17 protein-coding genes are annotated in these 18732 nt (G+C 43.6%); 8 read left to right on the forward strand and 9 right to left on the reverse strand.

All coding sequences use genetic code 11. The annotated features are described in order from the left end of the window. Positions 1–251 precede the first annotated feature (251 nt). The gene (locus tag H3V12_RS01330) at positions 252–803 is read right to left on the reverse strand and encodes a DUF924 family protein (protein WP_198212257.1); all 552 of its coding nucleotides are present in this window, start codon (positions 801–803) and stop codon (positions 252–254) included. A gap of 781 nt (positions 804–1584) precedes the next feature. Here H3V12_RS01330 and H3V12_RS01335 point away from each other — a divergent pair. Together H3V12_RS01335 and H3V12_RS01340 are read left to right on the forward strand one after the other, a co-directional pair. Further along, positions 1585–1881 (forward strand): hypothetical protein, encoded by a 297-nt coding sequence (locus H3V12_RS01335; protein ID WP_075868783.1) that lies wholly within the window; start codon positions 1585–1587, stop codon positions 1879–1881. A 123-nt stretch (positions 1882–2004) separates the two neighbouring features. Continuing rightward, entirely contained in the window at positions 2005–2967 is a 963-nt protein-coding gene (locus H3V12_RS01340) for a ketopantoate reductase family protein (RefSeq protein ID WP_198212259.1), read from the forward strand. Positions 2968–3331: 364 nt separating this feature from the next. Here H3V12_RS01340 and H3V12_RS01345 read toward each other — a convergent pair whose 3' ends face one another. Both H3V12_RS01345 and H3V12_RS01350 read right to left on the reverse strand, forming a co-directional pair. Further along, positions 3332–3634: a DUF2218 domain-containing protein gene (locus tag H3V12_RS01345; RefSeq protein WP_198212261.1), complete on the reverse strand. Its 303-nt coding sequence runs from the start codon at positions 3632–3634 to the stop codon at positions 3332–3334. 282 nt (positions 3635–3916) lie between these two features. Further along, positions 3917–4540: a YceI family protein gene (locus H3V12_RS01350; protein WP_198212263.1), complete on the reverse strand. Its 624-nt coding sequence runs from the start codon at positions 4538–4540 to the stop codon at positions 3917–3919. A 675-nt stretch (positions 4541–5215) separates the two neighbouring features. Between H3V12_RS01350 and H3V12_RS01355 the strand changes: the two genes are divergently transcribed. After that, positions 5216–6274, forward strand: a complete 1059-nt coding sequence (locus H3V12_RS01355) for a DUF475 domain-containing protein (protein WP_198212265.1) — start codon at positions 5216–5218, stop codon at positions 6272–6274. Positions 6275–6339: 65 nt separating this feature from the next. Here H3V12_RS01355 and H3V12_RS01360 read toward each other — a convergent pair whose 3' ends face one another. Together H3V12_RS01360 and H3V12_RS01365 are read right to left on the reverse strand one after the other, a co-directional pair. Continuing rightward, positions 6340–6639 carry a hypothetical protein gene (locus H3V12_RS01360; protein WP_198212267.1) on the reverse strand — a complete coding sequence of 100 codons (300 nt, stop codon included), beginning with the start codon at positions 6637–6639 and terminating at the stop codon, positions 6340–6342. 563 nt (positions 6640–7202) lie between these two features. Continuing rightward, on the reverse strand, positions 7203–7793 hold the full coding sequence (locus tag H3V12_RS01365) for a hypothetical protein (protein WP_198212269.1): 591 nt from the start codon (positions 7791–7793) through the stop codon (positions 7203–7205). A gap of 594 nt (positions 7794–8387) precedes the next feature. On the opposite strand from H3V12_RS01365, the gene H3V12_RS01370 reads away from it, so the two are divergent. Both H3V12_RS01370 and H3V12_RS01375 read left to right on the forward strand, forming a co-directional pair. After that, the gene (locus H3V12_RS01370) at positions 8388–9119 is read left to right on the forward strand and encodes a glycosyltransferase family 2 protein (RefSeq protein ID WP_198212271.1); all 732 of its coding nucleotides are present in this window, start codon (positions 8388–8390) and stop codon (positions 9117–9119) included. Then, positions 9116–9445 (forward strand): lipid-A-disaccharide synthase N-terminal domain-containing protein, encoded by a 330-nt coding sequence (locus tag H3V12_RS01375; RefSeq protein ID WP_075868759.1) that lies wholly within the window; start codon positions 9116–9118, stop codon positions 9443–9445. The genes H3V12_RS01370 and H3V12_RS01375 overlap by 4 nt, the downstream gene beginning before the upstream one ends. A gap of 162 nt (positions 9446–9607) precedes the next feature. Here H3V12_RS01375 and H3V12_RS01380 read toward each other — a convergent pair whose 3' ends face one another. Further along, on the reverse strand, positions 9608–11080 hold the full coding sequence (locus H3V12_RS01380; RefSeq protein ID WP_198212273.1) for a glycosyltransferase family 39 protein: 1473 nt from the start codon (positions 11078–11080) through the stop codon (positions 9608–9610). A 109-nt stretch (positions 11081–11189) separates the two neighbouring features. Further along, a complete protein-coding gene (locus H3V12_RS01385) occupies positions 11190–12488 on the reverse strand; it encodes a UDP-glucose/GDP-mannose dehydrogenase family protein (protein ID WP_075868755.1) in 1299 nt (432 codons plus the stop codon). A 91-nt stretch (positions 12489–12579) separates the two neighbouring features. On the opposite strand from H3V12_RS01385, the gene pncA reads away from it, so the two are divergent. Continuing rightward, positions 12580–13191 carry a bifunctional nicotinamidase/pyrazinamidase gene (gene pncA, locus H3V12_RS01390; RefSeq protein WP_198212275.1) on the forward strand — a complete coding sequence of 204 codons (612 nt, stop codon included), beginning with the start codon at positions 12580–12582 and terminating at the stop codon, positions 13189–13191. Between the two features lie 475 nt (positions 13192–13666). On the opposite strand, the gene H3V12_RS01395 is transcribed toward pncA, so the two are convergent. Both H3V12_RS01395 and H3V12_RS01400 read right to left on the reverse strand, forming a co-directional pair. Beyond that, entirely contained in the window at positions 13667–14008 is a 342-nt protein-coding gene (locus tag H3V12_RS01395) for a hypothetical protein (RefSeq protein WP_143238461.1), read from the reverse strand. A 93-nt stretch (positions 14009–14101) separates the two neighbouring features. Continuing rightward, positions 14102–14653 (reverse strand): hypothetical protein, encoded by a 552-nt coding sequence (locus H3V12_RS01400; RefSeq protein ID WP_198212277.1) that lies wholly within the window; start codon positions 14651–14653, stop codon positions 14102–14104. A 546-nt stretch (positions 14654–15199) separates the two neighbouring features. Between H3V12_RS01400 and ettA the strand changes: the two genes are divergently transcribed. Together ettA and tam are read left to right on the forward strand one after the other, a co-directional pair. Next, complete coding sequence (gene ettA / locus H3V12_RS01405; protein ID WP_198212279.1) at positions 15200–16849, forward strand: energy-dependent translational throttle protein EttA; 1650 nt, start codon at positions 15200–15202, stop codon at positions 16847–16849. Positions 16850–17527: 678 nt separating this feature from the next. Beyond that, positions 17528–18292 carry a trans-aconitate 2-methyltransferase gene (gene tam, locus H3V12_RS01410; RefSeq protein ID WP_198212281.1) on the forward strand — a complete coding sequence of 255 codons (765 nt, stop codon included), beginning with the start codon at positions 17528–17530 and terminating at the stop codon, positions 18290–18292. The last annotated feature ends 440 nt before the right edge of the window (positions 18293–18732 follow it).

Raw genomic sequence — 18732 nt, forward strand, 5'->3', positions numbered from 1 at the left:
AGAACCAATGATGTAGTTGAAACAAAAACGGTCTAACAACGAAGCTGTTTTGATTTGGCAAAATACTGAAGGCGGAACGGGTTTTTGAAAACCATTTTTTCCCATCATATTGTTCTTAATGAACTGCCGACCCGGTCATCTTGACGAAAGACGTGCTCATTGTTCTAATAATGACGGTTTGTAAATTTTTTAAGCGAAATTGAAAATTTCCAGTTTACTCGATTTTTCGATTTGCGTGGTGAAGCCATCTATCAGCTATCAATATCATTGTCATCGAGAAACGCTTGTTCATCCGGCTTTGTTTTGCGTCCAACAATTTTATTGCGTTGTGGAAAGCGACCGAAACGCTTGATAATGTTATGATGGATTTCCGCTTCAGTCAGTAAATCTTGATCATTAAGAGACTTGAACAATTTAATACTTTGTTCCTGATCGGAAAGCTTTTCGGAATGTTCAAAAGGCATATAAAAAAAACCTCGCAGGTCTTTTTCTATACGCTTGTCAGCGTCATTCTCGACAGCAAGCCGTGCAATTTTTAGCGCATCATGATCACTACAAAAAGCGCGGGGGTCATTGTGAAACATTTTGCGTGGAAACTGGTCGAAGATGAGGGCGAGAGCCAAAAGACCTTCATCGGTTTTTTGCCATTCTCTCAATCGGCCTGAAAGTGCCGTTTGCCAAAGCCGGAAAAATTTTTCGTGAATATTTTTGCCAAAACTGTCGTCTTGACCGAACCATTTGTTTCGTCCGGCATCCAACCAGAACTCTATAACTTCGTTCGGTTCAATTTGCTGTGTACCCATTCATGTATCCCCCTGAACATCGGGCATCTTCCAGAACCTGTATAATGCACGCGAAATTAACTGATGAAAAGAGAAAATAATAATAAACAGGGTTTATTTTGGCGGTTATGAGTTGATGTTTCGTAATTTACAAAAGTAAACGTCAATTGAGGTTAGCATAAATTATGTTTTAAAGGTTTCAGGCATTACGCATGTATTTTAGAATGAAGTAACTTTAAAAGAGATCACTTGATCGCCGTTCGGGACAGCGAATAATCGTTTTAAAGGCTTGCTATTTTTTAATGCTTTTTAACTGTCGTAAAATCGTCTTTTCATGAAGCCGGATTTTTAAGCAAATAACTAATCGCATGTTTAATGCGGTGTCGAAAAAAATCCTCGAATTTTCTGCCGAAGAGGAGGGGCTTGCCGTCAGCCGGTTCGTTAGAGAAATATCGGGTGGTTCAAATAAACAAAACAGCGTCATTATCTCTTATGGCTTTTGATTGGAAAGTTCGTATGGCAATTCAGGTGAAAATACGTGCAGAACCGGATACACGACTATTTCCGTCGCAATAATCGTAAATGGTTGGCCTTTGCACATTGTATAAACGTCATCATGAAACGGATATTGTACTGAGATCACATGTTCGTGAACATAAAACGCATATGTGATTGGTATCCTGCTACCGCTTTTCATAAGTGAAAACCAAGAGATGTTCAGATGTCAAAATCGGATGATCTCTATAAAAGCCGGATAGCCTGATCAGATGAGAGCTATCCGGAATAAAAAGGAGAGTTTAAAATGAAAAGATTAATGCTTGTCGCATCCGCTTTGCTGTTAGGTGTCAGCAGTGCTTTTGCTGCCAATGGTTTTGGTGATGGTAGCCGGGTTAACCAATATGTTCCAGGTCATTCTGCAAATGTTGCGAATGAACAGTTCAAAGGGAAAGACAAGGCCTATTTCTATCGTGGCGATGGTTCGGTTGAAGACTCCTACTATCCGGGGCGTCATCTGAACTCTCCTGTTTCCCGGCATGGTGTGAGTGATCAGGAAATGCATAACTTTGGTGATGGTTCGCCAGTAAACAATAATATGTAATTTCATCATTGCTGCGATTCTTGAAAACCCGGAGGTTTCACCTCCGGGTTTTTGTTTGCGATTTTTGATTATGGCTTTTAAAGTCGCATTCATAGAACCGGAAAAACGGGAGAAAATGGGATTATGACAAAAGTTCTGGTATTGGGTGCAGGCGGGATCGGTGGCTATTTTGGCGGTCGCTTGGTAGAGGCGGGAAAAGATGTAACTTTTCTTGTGCGTCCAAGACGGCAAAAAATACTTCTCGAACATGGATTGCGTATTGAAAGTCCGGCCGGAAATTTGAAAACGCCGGTCAAAACGCTGACCAATGAAGAACTCGTAAACAGGGTTTCTCAAGGTGAAACCTATGATTATGTTTTTCTCACAGCAAAAGCCTATGATCTTGATAGTGCAATCAATTCAATACGCCCGGCTATGGGCAAAGACACTGTTCTCGTTCCGGCACTCAATGGTCTTGCGCATATTGATCGACTGAATAAAGAGTTTGACAGGAAAAATGTGCTGGCGGGCTCGGTTATCATCCAGTCGACACTGACGCTAGACGGAATTGTTTTGCATTTGAATGATGATGCAATCGGGTTGTTCGGCTGCCAACAAGGGGGAAAGGACGAACGGGCAATTATTTTTGCAAATCTTTTTGACGGTGCAAAAGGAGTGCAAGTGCGTGCTGTTGAAAATGCAATGCAACGCATGTGGAATAAATGGGTTCGCCTTGCTACGCTCGCCGGAATGACATGCCTGATGCGTGCAAATGTTGGAGAAATCAACCGTGCTCCGGGCGGACAAGAAGCTATGACAGAATTTCTGGAAAAAAATAGCGAAATAGCGAAGGCGGCCGGTTTCCCTCTGCATGAGGGTGCAAGCAACGATATCGGCATTTTTTTCAAGGATAAACAGTCTTTGGCAACTGCATCTATGTTGCGCGATATTGAAGCCGGACATCAGACGGAAGGAGATCACATACTGGGTGATCTGTTAAACCGTGCCCAGCACTTCGGTATCAACCATCCGCTTCTTTCATTGGCTTACACAAATGTTAAAGCTTATGAGCAGCGTCGCCTTTCCGGTCGCGACAGGAAAAACTGATGCCGCGGTTCTCCGGGAGATAATGTTTGAAGAAGCAAAAACCGGTTTCCTGATTGTGGCCGGTTTTAAGCCTCGAAAACCGCGTTAGGGGTGGGAGCGACACTTCAACTTGTCACAGAGATATTTGTTGTTTGTCTCACGCCCCGTCACACACATTGCCTATAAAAGGGTGAGGCTAAACATATGGCCTTCGTAATGTTTATCAGTGTTCATGAGTTTTGATCAAAGGGCAAAACAAACTGCCCGAAGTTTAAAACTTACGGCGCAATGATTTTCCATCACGTTCCCAACAAAAAAGAGCGGGCTTATAAAGCCCACTCTTTTGAAGAAGATCTATCTTTATCCAATAATATGGCTTCGGCAATCATGGCAATGTTTCGCGGTGCCAGTCGATTGCCAGCTTTTCCTTGAATGCAAAACGCAAAATATGCTGATCGAAAATGCCCTCGGCTTTAATCGCTTCAAACTCGTTAGGCGACATGATTTGCACCACAAGAGAGGATTTTTCAGCAAACATGTCAATCGTGACATCGTCGGAAAAAGGAATATGGGCTTCCTTTTCAGAAGATGTCATATCCGGAAATTTGTGACTCCAGTGTTTTGCAAGTTGTTGAAGATATTTACTGGCATTTTCTGTCTCGATAATTGCACGCGAGCGGATTGTCATTTTATTTTCCTTCAAATTCGCTTGTCATTCCCCGTTCATGTTAGATAGGTATTATTTTTTGTATCAGCTATAAATTTTTTAAAAATAACGACGCTTTTGTTTGTCGGGTTCTTTCACGCTCGCTGATAACGAGTGAAGAAATCGACTGTTCTTTGAGTGACAATTCTCTTTGCAGGAATTATCTTACTCACTTGAACCGGCTGGCAGCCAACCATTCTCTGTCAACCGGTTTCAATCAAATTTACCGGAAGTCTTATCTTTTTATCAAGAGAAGAAAGCCCTTTATTCCGCAGGCTTGAATTCGGCCTCGATAATCAGATTAACGTCGTCACTCAACGGCCCTTCAAGCTCGTTCACACCAAAGTCACTGCGTTTGATTACGGTTTTTGCAGAAAAGCCGAGTGCCGGTTTTTTGGTTATCGGGTGCGAGGCAATCGTGCCGTTCAAGGTCACATCAAGCACAACCGGTTTTGTAACACCGTGAAATGTCAGATTTCCGGTAACTTTACCGGTTTTTTCGCTCGTTAGCTCGATCGCAGTCGACTGGAAGGTGATGCTGTTGAATTTATCGGCATCGAAAAACATCTCTCCGGCAATTTCATCATTAAATTCATTCGGAGTCTTGGGATAGTTTGTATCGACCGATTTCGGGTCTATTGTGACATGCAAAACCGATTTTTCAACATCATTTGCATCAAGATCAAGTTTTGCTTCAATTTTGTCAAAGCGCCCATAATAATTGGACAGGCCGAAATGTTTGACGCTCCACAATAAATTTGTGTGTGCTGCATCGAAAACATAGGCACCGCCCGGAATATCAAGCTTGGCTGCATTTGCTGCAGGGCTTGCAAATAAAATACCGGGAATAATCATTGCAGCCGCAATTTTTGTTTTATTGATAAACATAATATCGCCTCCGTAAATATGTAAATTTTTATTTTAGATAGCTTAGCCGTTTTGAAACATGTTGGAAGTGTCAACACTTACGACAGAATGTTTTTGTTTCATTGACAATATAATATTTCATCAAAAATTCAATTATTATAATATGATATATATTTATTATAAAAACTATTTAAAATTAATCATATTCAATTTTTGTTTGCATAGATATTTTTATGTAAATAATTAATAAATATATATGAATGTATATAAAATTTCATATCAATTTTTTAACATTCAATTATAAATACATTTAAATTAATATCCCTATGGAATAACTATATACGATATCAATGATATATTGAAGCAAATTTCGATTTAATTTGTTGGTAAAACTGTTTTTTCACAATTCATCTTTAAAAAATACCACCTGGCGAGAGCCGTTTCATGAAAGTCGGGGGGAAGGATGGCAGCTCATTTAAAAAGTACTGTCGCGTGCAATATTTTAAAATTTTTTAAACAAGACAGAAAATAACCGTAGGTTGTTTGAGACAAGCTGTTAACCTTCACCGATATTGAGGGAAAAAGCCCCTTGCGTTTTGTTTGTTATGTTTCCATATACACATTGTTTGTGGATCTTAAGTCATGAACCGGTAAACGCCAATAGCCTTTAAAAGGCTGCTGACAAGAGGGATTATAATGAGCGTTTTACGCTATTTTACCGGCGCTTTTATTTTTACAGTTGTCGGTCTGAGCCTCGGTATGTGGCTTGGCTATGTCGAAACAGGTTCGACAAGTGGCATATTTGAATATCTGTTCATTTGCTGTGTCCTTGGTGTTCTTGAAATTTCGCTGTCATTTGACAATTCCATTATCAATGCACGCATTTTGCGTGATATGAGCCCGGTTTGGGAACATCGCTTTCTTACTTGGGGCATTGTCATTGCGGTTTTCGGGATGCGCGTCGTTTTTCCGCTCATTGTGGTGGCGTGTGCGGCATGGATAAGTCCGTGGGAAGCGCTAAAGCTTGCTATTTGGGAACCACAACATTATGCCGACATCATGACAAACGCACATGTCGGTATAGCCGCATTCGGTGGTACTTTTCTTTTTATGGTTGGGCTTAAATATTTCTTTGATCCCGAAAAGGATACGCATTGGATTTTATTTCTTGAAGGGCGCGCCAAGAAATATGCGTCCATCCACGGTATCCAGATTGCCATTACACTTGTTCTTGTGCTCATTTTTTCCAGCCTCGTAAAACCGGAAGACGACCATACATTTCTGGTCTCGGCAATTTATGGCTTACTTGCGTTTATTGCTGTCGAAGGCTTGGGCGTGTTGATGGATGCCAGAAAACACACGATGGAAAATGTCTACAAGGGAGGTGTTGGCGCGTTTATCTATCTGGAAGTGTTGGATGCAAGCTTTTCTTTTGATGGTGTGATTGGCGCCTTTGCGCTTTCCACCAATCTTTTTGTTATTGCAATCGGTCTCGGGATTGGTGCCTTCTATGTCCGTTCAATGACAGTGCTTCTTGTTGATAAAGGGACACTTGCGCAATACCGCTACCTTGAACACGGGGCTTTTTACGCCATTCTGGTGTTGGCTTTCATTATGTATTTGCAGACTATTATTCACATACCGGAAGTCGTTACCGGCGTTATCGGAATGGTGTTCATTTTGTCCGCACTTTATTCTTCTATCCGGTTCAATCGCAATCATCCTGATTGGCATCTGAATATTCCGAAAGATTAGACGAGAGAAAAAAGTTCAACGGCGTTACCCGCATTCGTAATGCCGTTGTTGGTGATTAATTAGCTTCATTTGTCTTTCGTCTGTTTCAAGTGATCCATATAAAGTTGGTGCGTTTCGCTTAAAACATCGTCACGCCTTTTCCGGGCTACCAGACATTCAATGATTTTGAAGAAGTTAAACCTTTTAAGGCGATCGTCAGGCTGAAAGCTGCCGATAATTGTTGTAACCGGAATAACGCCTGCCCAAATCGGGGCGGTATAATCTTCCTCGTCGTCATTAGTGCCTGATGCGCGCCTCTTTGCTGCCGCTACGTCAATTCGTAATCTCGTTGACAGGCGCGCCGTTACTTTTGTTCCGGAATGCACATGAAAACGGCCTGCTTATGGGGTATTGTGGCTTTGCACCTGAACTTTACGAACAAGCAGGCAAAACGATTTCTGATATCGTCGGTAATTACCAATAACTGTAATTGGTTGTTTTTGACACTCTCGAACAGTTACGACCGCTGAGGGCAGAATGAAGATTATAAAGTGGTTTAAAACAGGCTTACGTGCAATAGATCTTGAAAAGTGAGAGGTAAAACTTAAGCAAGTGATGATTGGGTGAAGAGAGATCAGACAAATGGATATTCTTCCCCCGATATTAATCCATTACCTATGTTTTTCCGGACTGTCTTCGAGTTTTTAGGCCAACAAAGAGCGCTATAAATTTAAAAAACGTGGGAAGGTGAAAAATATAAAACAACAGAACGGAACGTAACCAACTCTAAAACTCCTTGGCACGCTCTTTGGTATTGCCGAAGTCTTTAACGGGACAATTTTATGATTGCCCCGTTTTGACTTTTTTGGTTGGTGGATATTGAACGACTCCAATTTTAAAATCCAAGCGATGGTTTGCAAATGCAATATCGTTCCGAAGTTTTTTGCCTTTAAAGTTTGGTTGACGGAGGTACATCATCCTTCATTGTGGTCACAAATTCAGGGCGCGGAACGGGCTCTGCTTCCGGTAGAGGAGCCGGATTTTGCGGCAAAGGTGGCTGAGGGTGAGCCGGTTTATGGACAGAATGGTCGGGTGCATGCTTATGGGTCGCCGGATGATGTGGCGCCGGATGAGGTGCGGGTCTATCGGTTTCGGCTTCTAAACCGCCATTTGCAGGCACAAAACTATAAAATTCACGTCCGATGATAATGAAAACAAAACCGATCAGTCCCAAAAAGCCTAGGGAAAGGTAAAGGAGTGTGAAATCGGGAATAGGCGTGTCAAAAAATGTGGCTTCGGCAATTGCTTTTAGATTGGCCGAAACAATGATTGCCGTCGCAAGTGGAGCGAGAAACACCAACACAACGCCGACCCAACCCAGGCCGGTAAATCTCTGCCGTATCAATGTAAATGACAGGTTCGATAATGTTGGCCGCGACTGGCTTTGACCGGAGAGTGACTGGGTGCTTACGAGTGAATAGAAGAAATATATAAGCACAATTGATGCAATAAAACCTAATATCAAAAATATTAGAGCCATTTTAGGTATCCCTCTCTATAATGAACTTTAAAAAGAATATAGAAAGGTTTTGGATTGTGTCTATAAAATTGATCGATATACAAGAACAATTCGGGATCTATTTGAATAATCGAAAATTGCTTCTTTGAATATTTTTTATTTGTTTGATGCTCATAAAACTGAATTCATACTTCAAGAGAAAGAAAACGCACTTGACAAAACCCGTATTGAAAAACGTGTAGTCCCTACGTAAAAGGTCGCAATTTGAAAACTTTATATAAACAGCAGAAAAATAACAGCCCACGAGAAAAACGCTGTTTTGTTGCAGTTGTTGATCGGGATAACGGATATTGGTGCCAATCACGCTATGATGTCTTTGCCTGCCTCTGTTTTATGGGAAATTCTCTTAAGACTTCGTTTCCGCTGGCGAAAAGGGTGTTTGCCCGCAAAAATCTTTAAAACTGTAATTTTACCGGAAAGGATAAAATTCCCGAATGGAAAACAGGGGAAATAGGTTTTTTAACAGTTTCAGCAACCGGTGATGATGCGTTTCATGGACACTTGCGGTTTTCAATGCTATTCAATCTCGCGTAGCATTAGAACAAAGTTATTTAAATGAAACTATCTGTCGTCATTCCTTGTCGTAATGAAGCTGAAAATTTGGCCTTTCTGCTTGATGAAGTCGATAATGCCATGAAAGAACGCGATTACGAGATTCTCGTTGTAGATGACGGTTCGACCGACGACACACCCAAGGTGTTATTTGAACGTATGAGCGAAGGTAAACCTTTGCGCCATATACGCCATGACCGCTCGGCCGGGCAAAGTGCTGCCGTGCGTTCGGGTGTCTTTGCAGCCTCCGGTGATATTGTTCTGACGATCGATGGCGATGGGCAGAACAATCCCGTTTATTTGCCGAAGCTCGCCGATGCACTTATTGCAGCAGGGCCGGAATACGGGCTGGCGGCCGGCCAACGTTTGAAACGCACCGATACTAAGTTGAAACAGCTTTCCTCCAAGCTTGCCAATAAATTGCGGCAGGCAATTTTGAAAGATAATACTCGTGATTCAGGGTGCGGGCTCAAAGCAATCCGTACAGAGCTTTTTCGACAATTGCCTTTTTTTGACGGTTGGCACCGTTATTTGCCAGCGCTGGTTTTGCGTGAAGGTTTTAAAACCACGCATATTGATGTGGTTGATCGCCAGCGTGTCCATGGCCATTCCAATTACGGCATTCTTGATCGCGGACTGCGCGGCATTCTTGATCTCTATGGCGTCTGGTGGTTGCGTCGGCGGCGCAAAGTGGTTCCCAAGGTGACAGAAATAAAGGCAAAGGGCGAAAAATGAGCGGTATTTTCTCACAATTTACCCAATGGTTGCATGATGTCTTTGTTGCGCAATGGGATGGCTGGATTGTGCTTGGCTTTATTGCTCAGGCACTTTTTATGATGCGCTTTGTTGTGCAATGGCTTGCTTCCGAGAAAGCCAAAAAAAGTGTTATGCCGGTTGCCTTCTGGTTTTTTTCACTTGGCGGCGGCACGCTTCTGCTCATATATGCAATCCGGCAAAAAGACCCTGTCTTTATCGCCGGTCAAGGCTTGGGGCTGATTGTTTATATCCGTAATCTCTGTTTGATTTATCGGGAAAAGAAACACAAACAGGCAAATTCCTAAAAAATCAGGCCGGTACATAATACCGGTTACACCTGCAGCACGAGCAAACGAGATCATGTTCGTTAACAAATGAAAACGGTTCTTGTGCTAAATGCTTTATGCATAGAGCATTTGCATGAGGAGAGGGACTCTTTCATCCGGAAAGCCGTTTTTAAAGCATCGTCAAGGCAGGTAAAGATAAGAAACAATACGTTTGACATCGCTTCCGCCACCAAAGCCGATTTCTATTTGTCCGGTTTTCCCTTCGGTTGGCAAGCCTGCTTTTTCAAGAACATTGCGTAAATCGTCCGGCAGCTTACCGTTTCCTGACCAGAGCACCATAAGCGGGGTTTCAAGCCGTTCTGCCACAAATGGTGAACCTATATGGATTGTTTTCAATGTCGGGTCCAACAAGCGCAAATTTCCGGGCAATTGCGGATGACGTGCAAACACCATTGAAAATGGTCCTGCGGCACGAAGTTGTCGGTCAAGTTTTGGATAATCAAATAGCTGTTCGGGCGGGTCAAACCGGTTATAGGCAGTCGCTATATTGAGATAAAGCACAAAGGGGACAACAAGTGCCGCAATCGCACCGGCTATGCCGAAAGCACGCACATATTTCAATGAATAGCAAAGCCGCGAAAGAACGAGGGCAAAATAGGCCGGTGCAAGAAAAAGCAATGGCTGTAACCAGCGGTCTTTGACATTGGTAATACCTAAAACAATTACAAGGCCGATAATGACTAGAATTCCGAAAAGCAGAATATGATAAAGGAGATGCTCTGCCTTGTTTTCTTGCCTCGTGGTCAATTGTGAAACTTTTGCATTGGAAAAGGTGTGGATGCCTGCAAGGATCAGCGCAATAATGAGGGCAACAGAAACAAAGCCCAGACTGGCAACAAAAAAATCGGCAAGTCCCGCAAGCCGGTCGGAAAAGAAATTGCCGGTTTTACCCATTGCAAGCTTGTTTGCCCGTGCAACAACACTTGCCGGATGGGCGAACATGTAAATGAAAGCCGGTGCTATCGCGATCAGGGTTGTCAGAATAGCCGCCGGGAAGTAGCGGTTTTTCAATGTGCTGCGAAATTCGACTGTCAACGCTGTGCCGCCGAAAAGAGCAACGAGAAAAAGCGTACCGTTATATTTGCCTAAAATGGCAGTTGCGCATGCAAGTCCGAGAAGAATTGCCCGTGCCCAGGAAGGCTTCCGCGCAAAAAAACAGAATGCCAGAAATGTATAGGCAGAACCGGCTGTTCCCATGATGGAATGGGTAAGTGCACGTTGCGATTCCCATCCAATCTGGGGTAGCAAAAACATTGCAAGCATGGATGCACCGGCAACGACAGGACGCACATGAAGAAGGCGCAAACCGAGATAGACGGAAAGAAATGTCGTTGCAAGAAGGCCGAATTTGATAATTTGCAAGCAATAAAAATGTAGCCCGAAGAGCTGTTCGACGCCGAAGGCAATCCATGTATAAAGTGGCGGTTGGGAGCCGCCATAGCCCCAATTCCAGAAACTGATATTGGAAGCAAGCTCCGCGTCATCAAGACCGGCACCTTGCGATAAAAGAGTAACGAACAGTGCTTCGAACGCAAAATAAAGAATGATGAAGCAAACAGCAATCGTGCCGTAATCCGGTTTATTATTTGCCATCACACCATCCTTAATTTGCTTGGCAGCATATCAATTAACGCGTTATCGTTGGACAATACCAGCAAATAAACGGGCGTGCGCACCGTTCTTTTGGTTATCTTTGCCTTAATCAACGCCCGATTGACATATAGTCGAGGTCTATATCCTCGAATTCTTCCTTTTTGTAAATATTGCGAAGATCAATGATTTTTCCACCTGGCATCAGTTTTGCAAGTTTTTTCAAATCAAGAGCGCGATAGGCGTTCCATTCGGTGATAATTGTCAAGACGGCAGCACCTTTTGCCGCTTCATAAGGAGAAGAACACCAGACAATATTGTCGAGAACCTTTTTGGCTTGCTCTTCACCTTCGGGATCATGCGCGCGGACGGTCAAGCCCGCCTCCTGTAAAACCTTGATAATCGTCAAAGCAGGGGACTCGCGAACATCGTCGGTATTGGGCTTGAAAGTAACGCCCAGCACAGCAACAGTGTCGGCATTTCTTTCTTTTGCCGCTTTTATGATACGCTCGCCCATTTTTACTTTGCGCTCTTCATTGATTGAAATAACGGTTTCGATCAATTGCTGGGGGGCGTTGTAATGAAGACCGGTTGCGGCAAAAGCGCGCGTATCTTTCGGAAAACACGAGCCGCCGAAGCCCGGTCCGGCATGCAAAAATTTGGAACCGATGCGTTTATCCATTCCGATAGCCTGGGCAACTTCCTGAATATTGCCACCGGTTTTTTCGCATAAATCGGCAACCTGATTAATAAAGGTAACTTTCATTGCAAGGAAAGCGTTGGCTGCATATTTAATGAGCTCGGCATTTTCAAGCGAGGTGATGACAAGCGGGGTTTCGCGCAAATAAAGCGGCCGATAAAGTTTGCGCATTGTGTCTCTTCCGCGCTCGTCCTCGACACCGACAACGACTCTGTCCGGACGCATAAAGTCTTCAATTGCCGAACCTTCGCGCAAAAATTCGGGATTGGAAACCATAGAAAAATGGATATCCGGACGAATTTTTTCCATACGCTTGCGTATACGGGAATTGGTTCCAACGACAACAGTGGATTTGATAACGACAACGGCGCCATCCTTCATGGCTCCCGCCACCTGATCGGCAGCTTGCTCGATAAAGTGCAGGTCGGCTTCACCATCGCCGCGGCGTGAAGGCGTGCCGACAGCAAGAAAAATTACATCGGCTTCTTTGACACTGTTTTCGAGATCAGTCGAGAAAGATAGGCGTTGTTCCTTGATGTTTCTCAGCATCATTTCGTCAAGGCCAGGTTCGAAAATTGTGACTTCGCCTCTGTTCAGTCGCGCGATTATGTCAGCATTAGTATCAACACATGTAACATCAAAACCGAATTCGGCAAAACACACACCAGAAACCAGCCCGACATATCCGCTACCGATCATGGTAATTTTCATTAAAGTCTTCCTTGCAAATTAATCTTGGTATTTGATATGACTGTTTTTATGTGACTGCAACCGTCGACCAGGGGAAATAAGGGGAGAAAAAATGGCTGGTGAGGCACTGATTGTTGTGGATGTGCAAAACGATTTTCTACCCGGCGGCGCGCTGGCAGTTCCGGATGGTGATCTCATTCTTCCGACGGTTTATGCACTGATGATGCGCTTTGACCATGTCATTCTTACTCAAGATTGGCATCCGCAAAATCATCAAAGTTTTGCCTCCAACCATCAGGGATTTTCTCCATATGATACAATTACCGTTGATTATGGTCCGCAAACACTTTGGCCGGATCACTGTGTACAAGGTTCTAATGGCGCGGCTCTCCATGGTTCGCTGCCCGTTGATAAGGCTGAAATGATTATCCGCAAGGGAATGGATCCGGAAATAGACAGCTATTCGGCATTTTTTGAAAATGATCGAAAAACCCCGACAGGGTTACGTGGCTACCTCAAAGAGCGTAGTTTGAACAAGCTTACATTCTGCGGTTTGGCAACCGACTTTTGTGTAGCCTATTCGGCACTTGACGCTAAAAATTGCGGCTTTGAAGTGTCGGTCGCTCTTGCCGCCTGTGCCGGAATTGATCTTAACGGTTCTCTCGACCTGATGCTTAAGACGATGAATGATTCTGGTGTCGAGCTGCTAATGGGTGCACTTTAGACCAAGGGGTGGAGTTTCCTTATTCAGTAAAGTGCACTGACTTATCGTCGTGATAATGCAATTCTGTTCGGGTCAGCTTAAGTCTATCGGGCAAGTGTCTGTTTTTCAAAATCGGAAATTGCCACTTGCTGAAAATGAGCGCTCGGTGACGAAACCTCGTTGTTGATGAGCTGTTTTCAAACATACCGGATTATTAAGGATAGTTCAGGCTCATCGACCCATTTGCATAATCGGCGTGAAATCAGGATATTTTATCATTCCTCCTGTTGAAGTTTGTAAGGTGCTCCAATTCAAAAAAGGAGAGGGCAGTTTTTGGCATCAGAGTTTGAAACAACAATAGAATTTTATCTCATGTCTTTTTGGTAAGACGATGTCTCGAATAGCTCGATGATAACGGGCTATAAGTTCGAAAGGTGATGCCCTCAACTCGTTCCACTCAAAAGCTGATATTCCGGTTAAAACTTTTTTTACAATTTCAACTTCTTGGCAGGCGCCTTGCGCAGCGGTTGAAGATGCTTTTGACGAATTTGTCTGTTGCGTCAATACGATCGCGATTCGTTGAATATTGTTGTTCCTGATAGGCAAGGGTAACAATTTTTCTGTAAACCGGCTCAAGCATTTTCTGATGCTCGGGAGATTGTTCTTTCAAACCGTTAAGAACAAGCCCCATGGCCTTTTCTATCGGCACACCGCTTTGACGAACCATCATGACCGAGCGGCCGACCTCTGCAACATCTTTGCAGGGAATGTCGGTTTCCTGTGAAAAAGCAGTTAGTGGAAAAAGAACAAATACAAAAAAGACGCTAGCAAAACGCATCAAAGTCTCCTGATCGAAAGCGGGGTTCCGTTTGAAACGACATATGAACTTGAAAAACATTTTATCCAGCTGATGAAGTTAAGAATAGTCATGTCAAGAGGCACTTTTCCGTCCGCTACCCAAAAAAGTCGAGATTTCCTGCTGCGGTGTTTTCTCGTCGAGCCACAAAACCATATTCGCCAATCGAGGCAAATATTGTTTCGATTTTTCTGCAAGATAAAGCCAATCCCCGATTGTAAGCGAAAAATAATCCGCAACTGAAAGGACTTTATGCAATTGTCTCATCAGACGTGGACTGTATACATCCGACCCCATGCGCCGCTTTTCATTTTTTAACCAAAGCCGTGTCGCAAAGTATCGCCAGTTGCTATAATCTTCCGGCCTATCAAGAACAAGTTTCGCAAACCGGCCTTGAGCAAGTGCGGGGATAGCCCAAAATCCCAAGGGAAACGGTGCGTAAACAATGAAATTGTTTTGTGGCCTTGCCTTTTCAAGAAAGATATTGCGACCAATCCTGTACTGTTTCTTTTCTTGTTCAGAAAATGCTGAAGGTATTTCAAACAAACTGTCGGGCACAAGAAGGAGATTGTCGCTTTCGGCCGAGCTTCCTGTCTTGCCATCGCGATCGAAAACGACCGGCGGCATCAGGTTTTTTCCAAGCGTTAGCTGGTTCTGGACCTTAAGCATTTTTCAACGTGTTTTCATTCACTTTGCTGGAGATATCGAAACATCAAATTTGTGTTTTATATTCTTATTTGTCGAACTTGAAAAAACAATGCCATTATTTAAAAATTCCGGCTTGCCGGGCGAATAATGCAAAGTTTTGTTTCGAAGCTTTCTAAGCTTCATTGTAGCACCCGATTTAAAAGAGGGGGATAGCAGCGCATTAAATCCCTTTTGAAAAACAGAAAATAGGGAGACGCGTTCCACATCCGCCTGGTTTTAAAAGGTAACAATAACAGCAGATTTATTCGGGTCGGGGGGAAGAGGGGTATTATACCCGCCCAAGATAAAAGAGGATAAGCGATTTCGAACCTTTTTGCCTTGACTATAGATTGCCGACCTCCACTCTTTCGGTTAAAAGACAGAAACAACATGGTTTTGACACAGTGTTTTCAATAAAACGCTTGTAAAGGGAAAATGCGAAAAAAGCATTTTAACCCCCCTCTATCAAGGAATGGAAGAATATATATGGCGCGGCAATTTATCTATCATATGGCTGGTCTTAGCAAATCCTACGGCAATAAAAAAATTTTGGACAATATCAATCTGTCTTTCTATCCCGATGCAAAAATAGGTATTCTGGGGCCAAACGGCGCTGGTAAGTCGACGATTTTGCGGATTATGGCCGGCATTGACAAAGAATTCACGGGTGAAGCCTGGCTTGCCGAAGGTGCTACTTGCGGATATTTGCCACAAGAGCCGGTTCTCGATGCGACAAAAGATGTTCGTGGAAATGTGATGGAAGGCGTTGCCGATAAAAAGGCAATTCTTGACCGCTATAATGAATTGATGATGAACTATTCTGACGAAACCGCCGAAGAAGGTGCAAAACTTCAGGATATTATCGACAGCCGCAACCTGTGGGATCTCGATTCACAGGTGGAAATGGCAATGGATGCGCTCAGCTGCCCGCCCGCAGATGCCGACGTTTCCAAATTATCGGGTGGTGAAAAACGTCGCGTTGCTTTATGTAAATTATTGTTGCAACAGCCCGATCTGTTATTGCTTGACGAACCGACCAACCATCTTGATGCCGAAACCACAGCATGGCTTGAAAAGCATTTGCGTGAATACCCGGGTGCAGTTCTCATCATCACCCACGATCGCTATTTCCTTGATCACGTAACCGGCTGGATTCTGGAGCTTGATCGTGGCCATGGCATACCTTACGAGGGCAATTATTCAGCCTATCTGGAAGCCAAAGCCAAACGTCTTGCACAGGAAGGACGTGAAGAAGCTGCCCGCCAGAAGGCTTTGACACGTGAACAGGAATGGATTGCATCAAGTCCGAAGGCTCGGCAGGCAAAATCGAAAGCGCGTATCAAGGCTTATGACGAATTGGTCAAGGCTGCCAATGACCGCCGTCCCGGTGAAGCGCAAATCATCATTCCGGTTGGCGAAAGATTGGGACAGGTTGTCATTGAAGTTGAACATTTAAGCAAAGGTTTTGGCGATCACATGTTGATCGACGACCTGTCTTTCAAATTACCGGCAGGCGGTATCGTCGGTGTTATCGGTCCTAACGGTGCCGGTAAAACAACATTGTTCAAAATGTTGACAGGGCAGGAGAGGCCGGATTCTGGGACAATCCGTATTGGTGACACAGTCAAAATGAGCTATGTCGATCAAAGTCGTGATGCACTCGACCCGAATAAAACAGTCTGGGAAGAAATTTCCGGTGGCAACGATATTATCAAACTAGGCAAATATGAAATGAATAGCCGCGCCTATTGCGGTGCGTTCAACTTCAAGGGTGGTGACCAGCAGCAAAAGGTTGGCAACCTTTCGGGCGGTCAGAGAAACCGTGTGCATCTTGCCAAACTTTTGAAAGAGGGCGGCAATGTTTTGTTGCTCGACGAGCCGACCAACGATCTTGATACCGAAACGCTGGCAGCTTTGGAGGAAGCTCTCGAAAACTTTGCCGGCTGTGCCGTTGTTATCAGCCACGATCGTATGTTCCTTGATCGCTTGGCGACACATATGCTGGCTTTCGAGGGTGACAGTCATGTGGAATGGTTTGAAGGCAATTTTGAAGAATACGAGGCCGATAAAGTACGCCGTCTTGGACCGGAATCCGTCAATCCGAAACGGGTCACTTACAAACGTTTGACACGCTGAGGTTCGTCACGCTTTCAAGAAACATTATCGTCGGGTTTCGATTTTTATGAGAGAAGAAGCGGGTTTTCCCCGCTTTTTTCATTTTTCCCTGTTTGATCGATTGCTGCCAATGTCGGTGTCGGCCATTTTGCTAACATTTTTACCTGTGTGATTTTCAACCGCGAGACGAAACCATAGAATAAAAACCGGATATAATCCCGATAAAGATCGGCAACAATTTTTCCGGTTAAAATAAATCAGCAGGCTTTCCGGTCGTTCAGGCTTTATCCATTCCTTTAAAATGAAAAAATCTATTTGATTAAAACCGACGAAGAGAAGGCTGGAAACTCGGTTATGAGAGATGAGTTAGATGGAAATAAGTTTCGTCAAAATTGAAGCTGTACCAGCCAATTAAAAGCAGGATAAAGGTTTTAAAAAACAGCCGTGAAAAAAAGCGGTTGAGGCACTCGAAGTACATCTATCCATCCCGACGAACGGTGAAAGAACATGCGCAACCCGATGTGGTCTTTTTCAGATAGATGATGCGGAAGAACACAAACGGTGGAGGTGTAAAGCGAAGCGTTTTTTACGTTTGAAGAGAAATTCGGACTATATGGGGAATTTTTGACTTTATGGGTGTCTTGACCGCAAAAAGTGGTAAACTGGTTTCACTGCCCGATAAGACAATGGAGAAAATTTATGCAAGATTGGTCAGCACAAGATTATTTGAAATTCGAGGATGAACGTTTAAGACCGGTACATGACCTTGCCAATGCTGTTCCTCTGAAAGAGGTAAAAACCATTGTCGATCTTGGTTGCGGCCCGGGAACTTCAACCGAAGTTCTGTGCGAGCATTGGCCAAGAGCCAAGGTTTCGGGCTTTGACTCTTCTGCCGAGATGATCGCCAGTGCGAAGAAGCGGTTGCCAAAAATCGAATTTACGGTTCAGGATATTGAAAAATGGTCTCCGGACAGCGATGTCGATCTATTATTCTCGAACGCTGTGTTCCAATGGCTGCCAGATCATATTGATGAGATGAAACGGTTGGTCTCTGCCATGAAAAGCGGTGCAGCACTGGCCGTACAAATGCCGGATAACCTGTTCGAGCCACTTCATCGGGCAATGATTCACGTTGCCGAAGACAAACGTTGGAATGATCGTATCGGTGCTGTAGCACGGGAAAAACTCCCCAATGTCTCTGTGTATTACGATGCTTTGAAGCCGCTTGTGCGCTATATTGATATTTGGCAGACAATCTATAACCCGATTATGGAAAATCACGAAGCGATTGTCGATTGGGTGAAAGGTGCAGCTTTGCGGCCGTTTCTGGCTCCATTGAACGACGAGGAAAAGCAGGACTACCTTGCTCTTTATCTTGAACGCATCAAAAAGCTTTATCCGACACAATATGACGGTAAAGTGCTTTTGCGTTTTCCGCGCCTGTTTCTGGTGCTGGTGAAATAAAAACAATCGCGATTGTTCTTCAACCGGAGTGATCCCGCCAGGTCAGTGAAGTTTGGAAATGGAAGAGCCATAAACATTTATGGCTCTTTTTTGTTGCTCAGCAGACCTAATTCCGCGAATGAAGCTTCCATTTTAGGGGAATTATTTATTCGGCTAATTAAATGTGATAATATTTTATTGAAAGTGTGGGGCAAATTATTCGTCGGTCAGATTGAAATGTTTACCGTCAAAAAGGTCAAAACCTAAAACAAGAAGATCGCAACACAAAAGAGTGGTGGAAACCGGTCAGCCTTTGTAATTAAGTCTATAGTTGACAATAGCTGAAATATATTGTCTCAACAAATTGCTTTAATAAACAATATGAGAATTAAATAATGATCTATTATTCCAAGCGCATCCACTTGAAATTTAATAAATCATTTTTATAAAATTATACTTTT

The organism is Bartonella sp. W8167, assembly GCF_016100335.1.
In the GTDB taxonomy this organism is placed as follows: domain Bacteria; phylum Pseudomonadota; class Alphaproteobacteria; order Rhizobiales; family Rhizobiaceae; genus Bartonella; species Bartonella apis.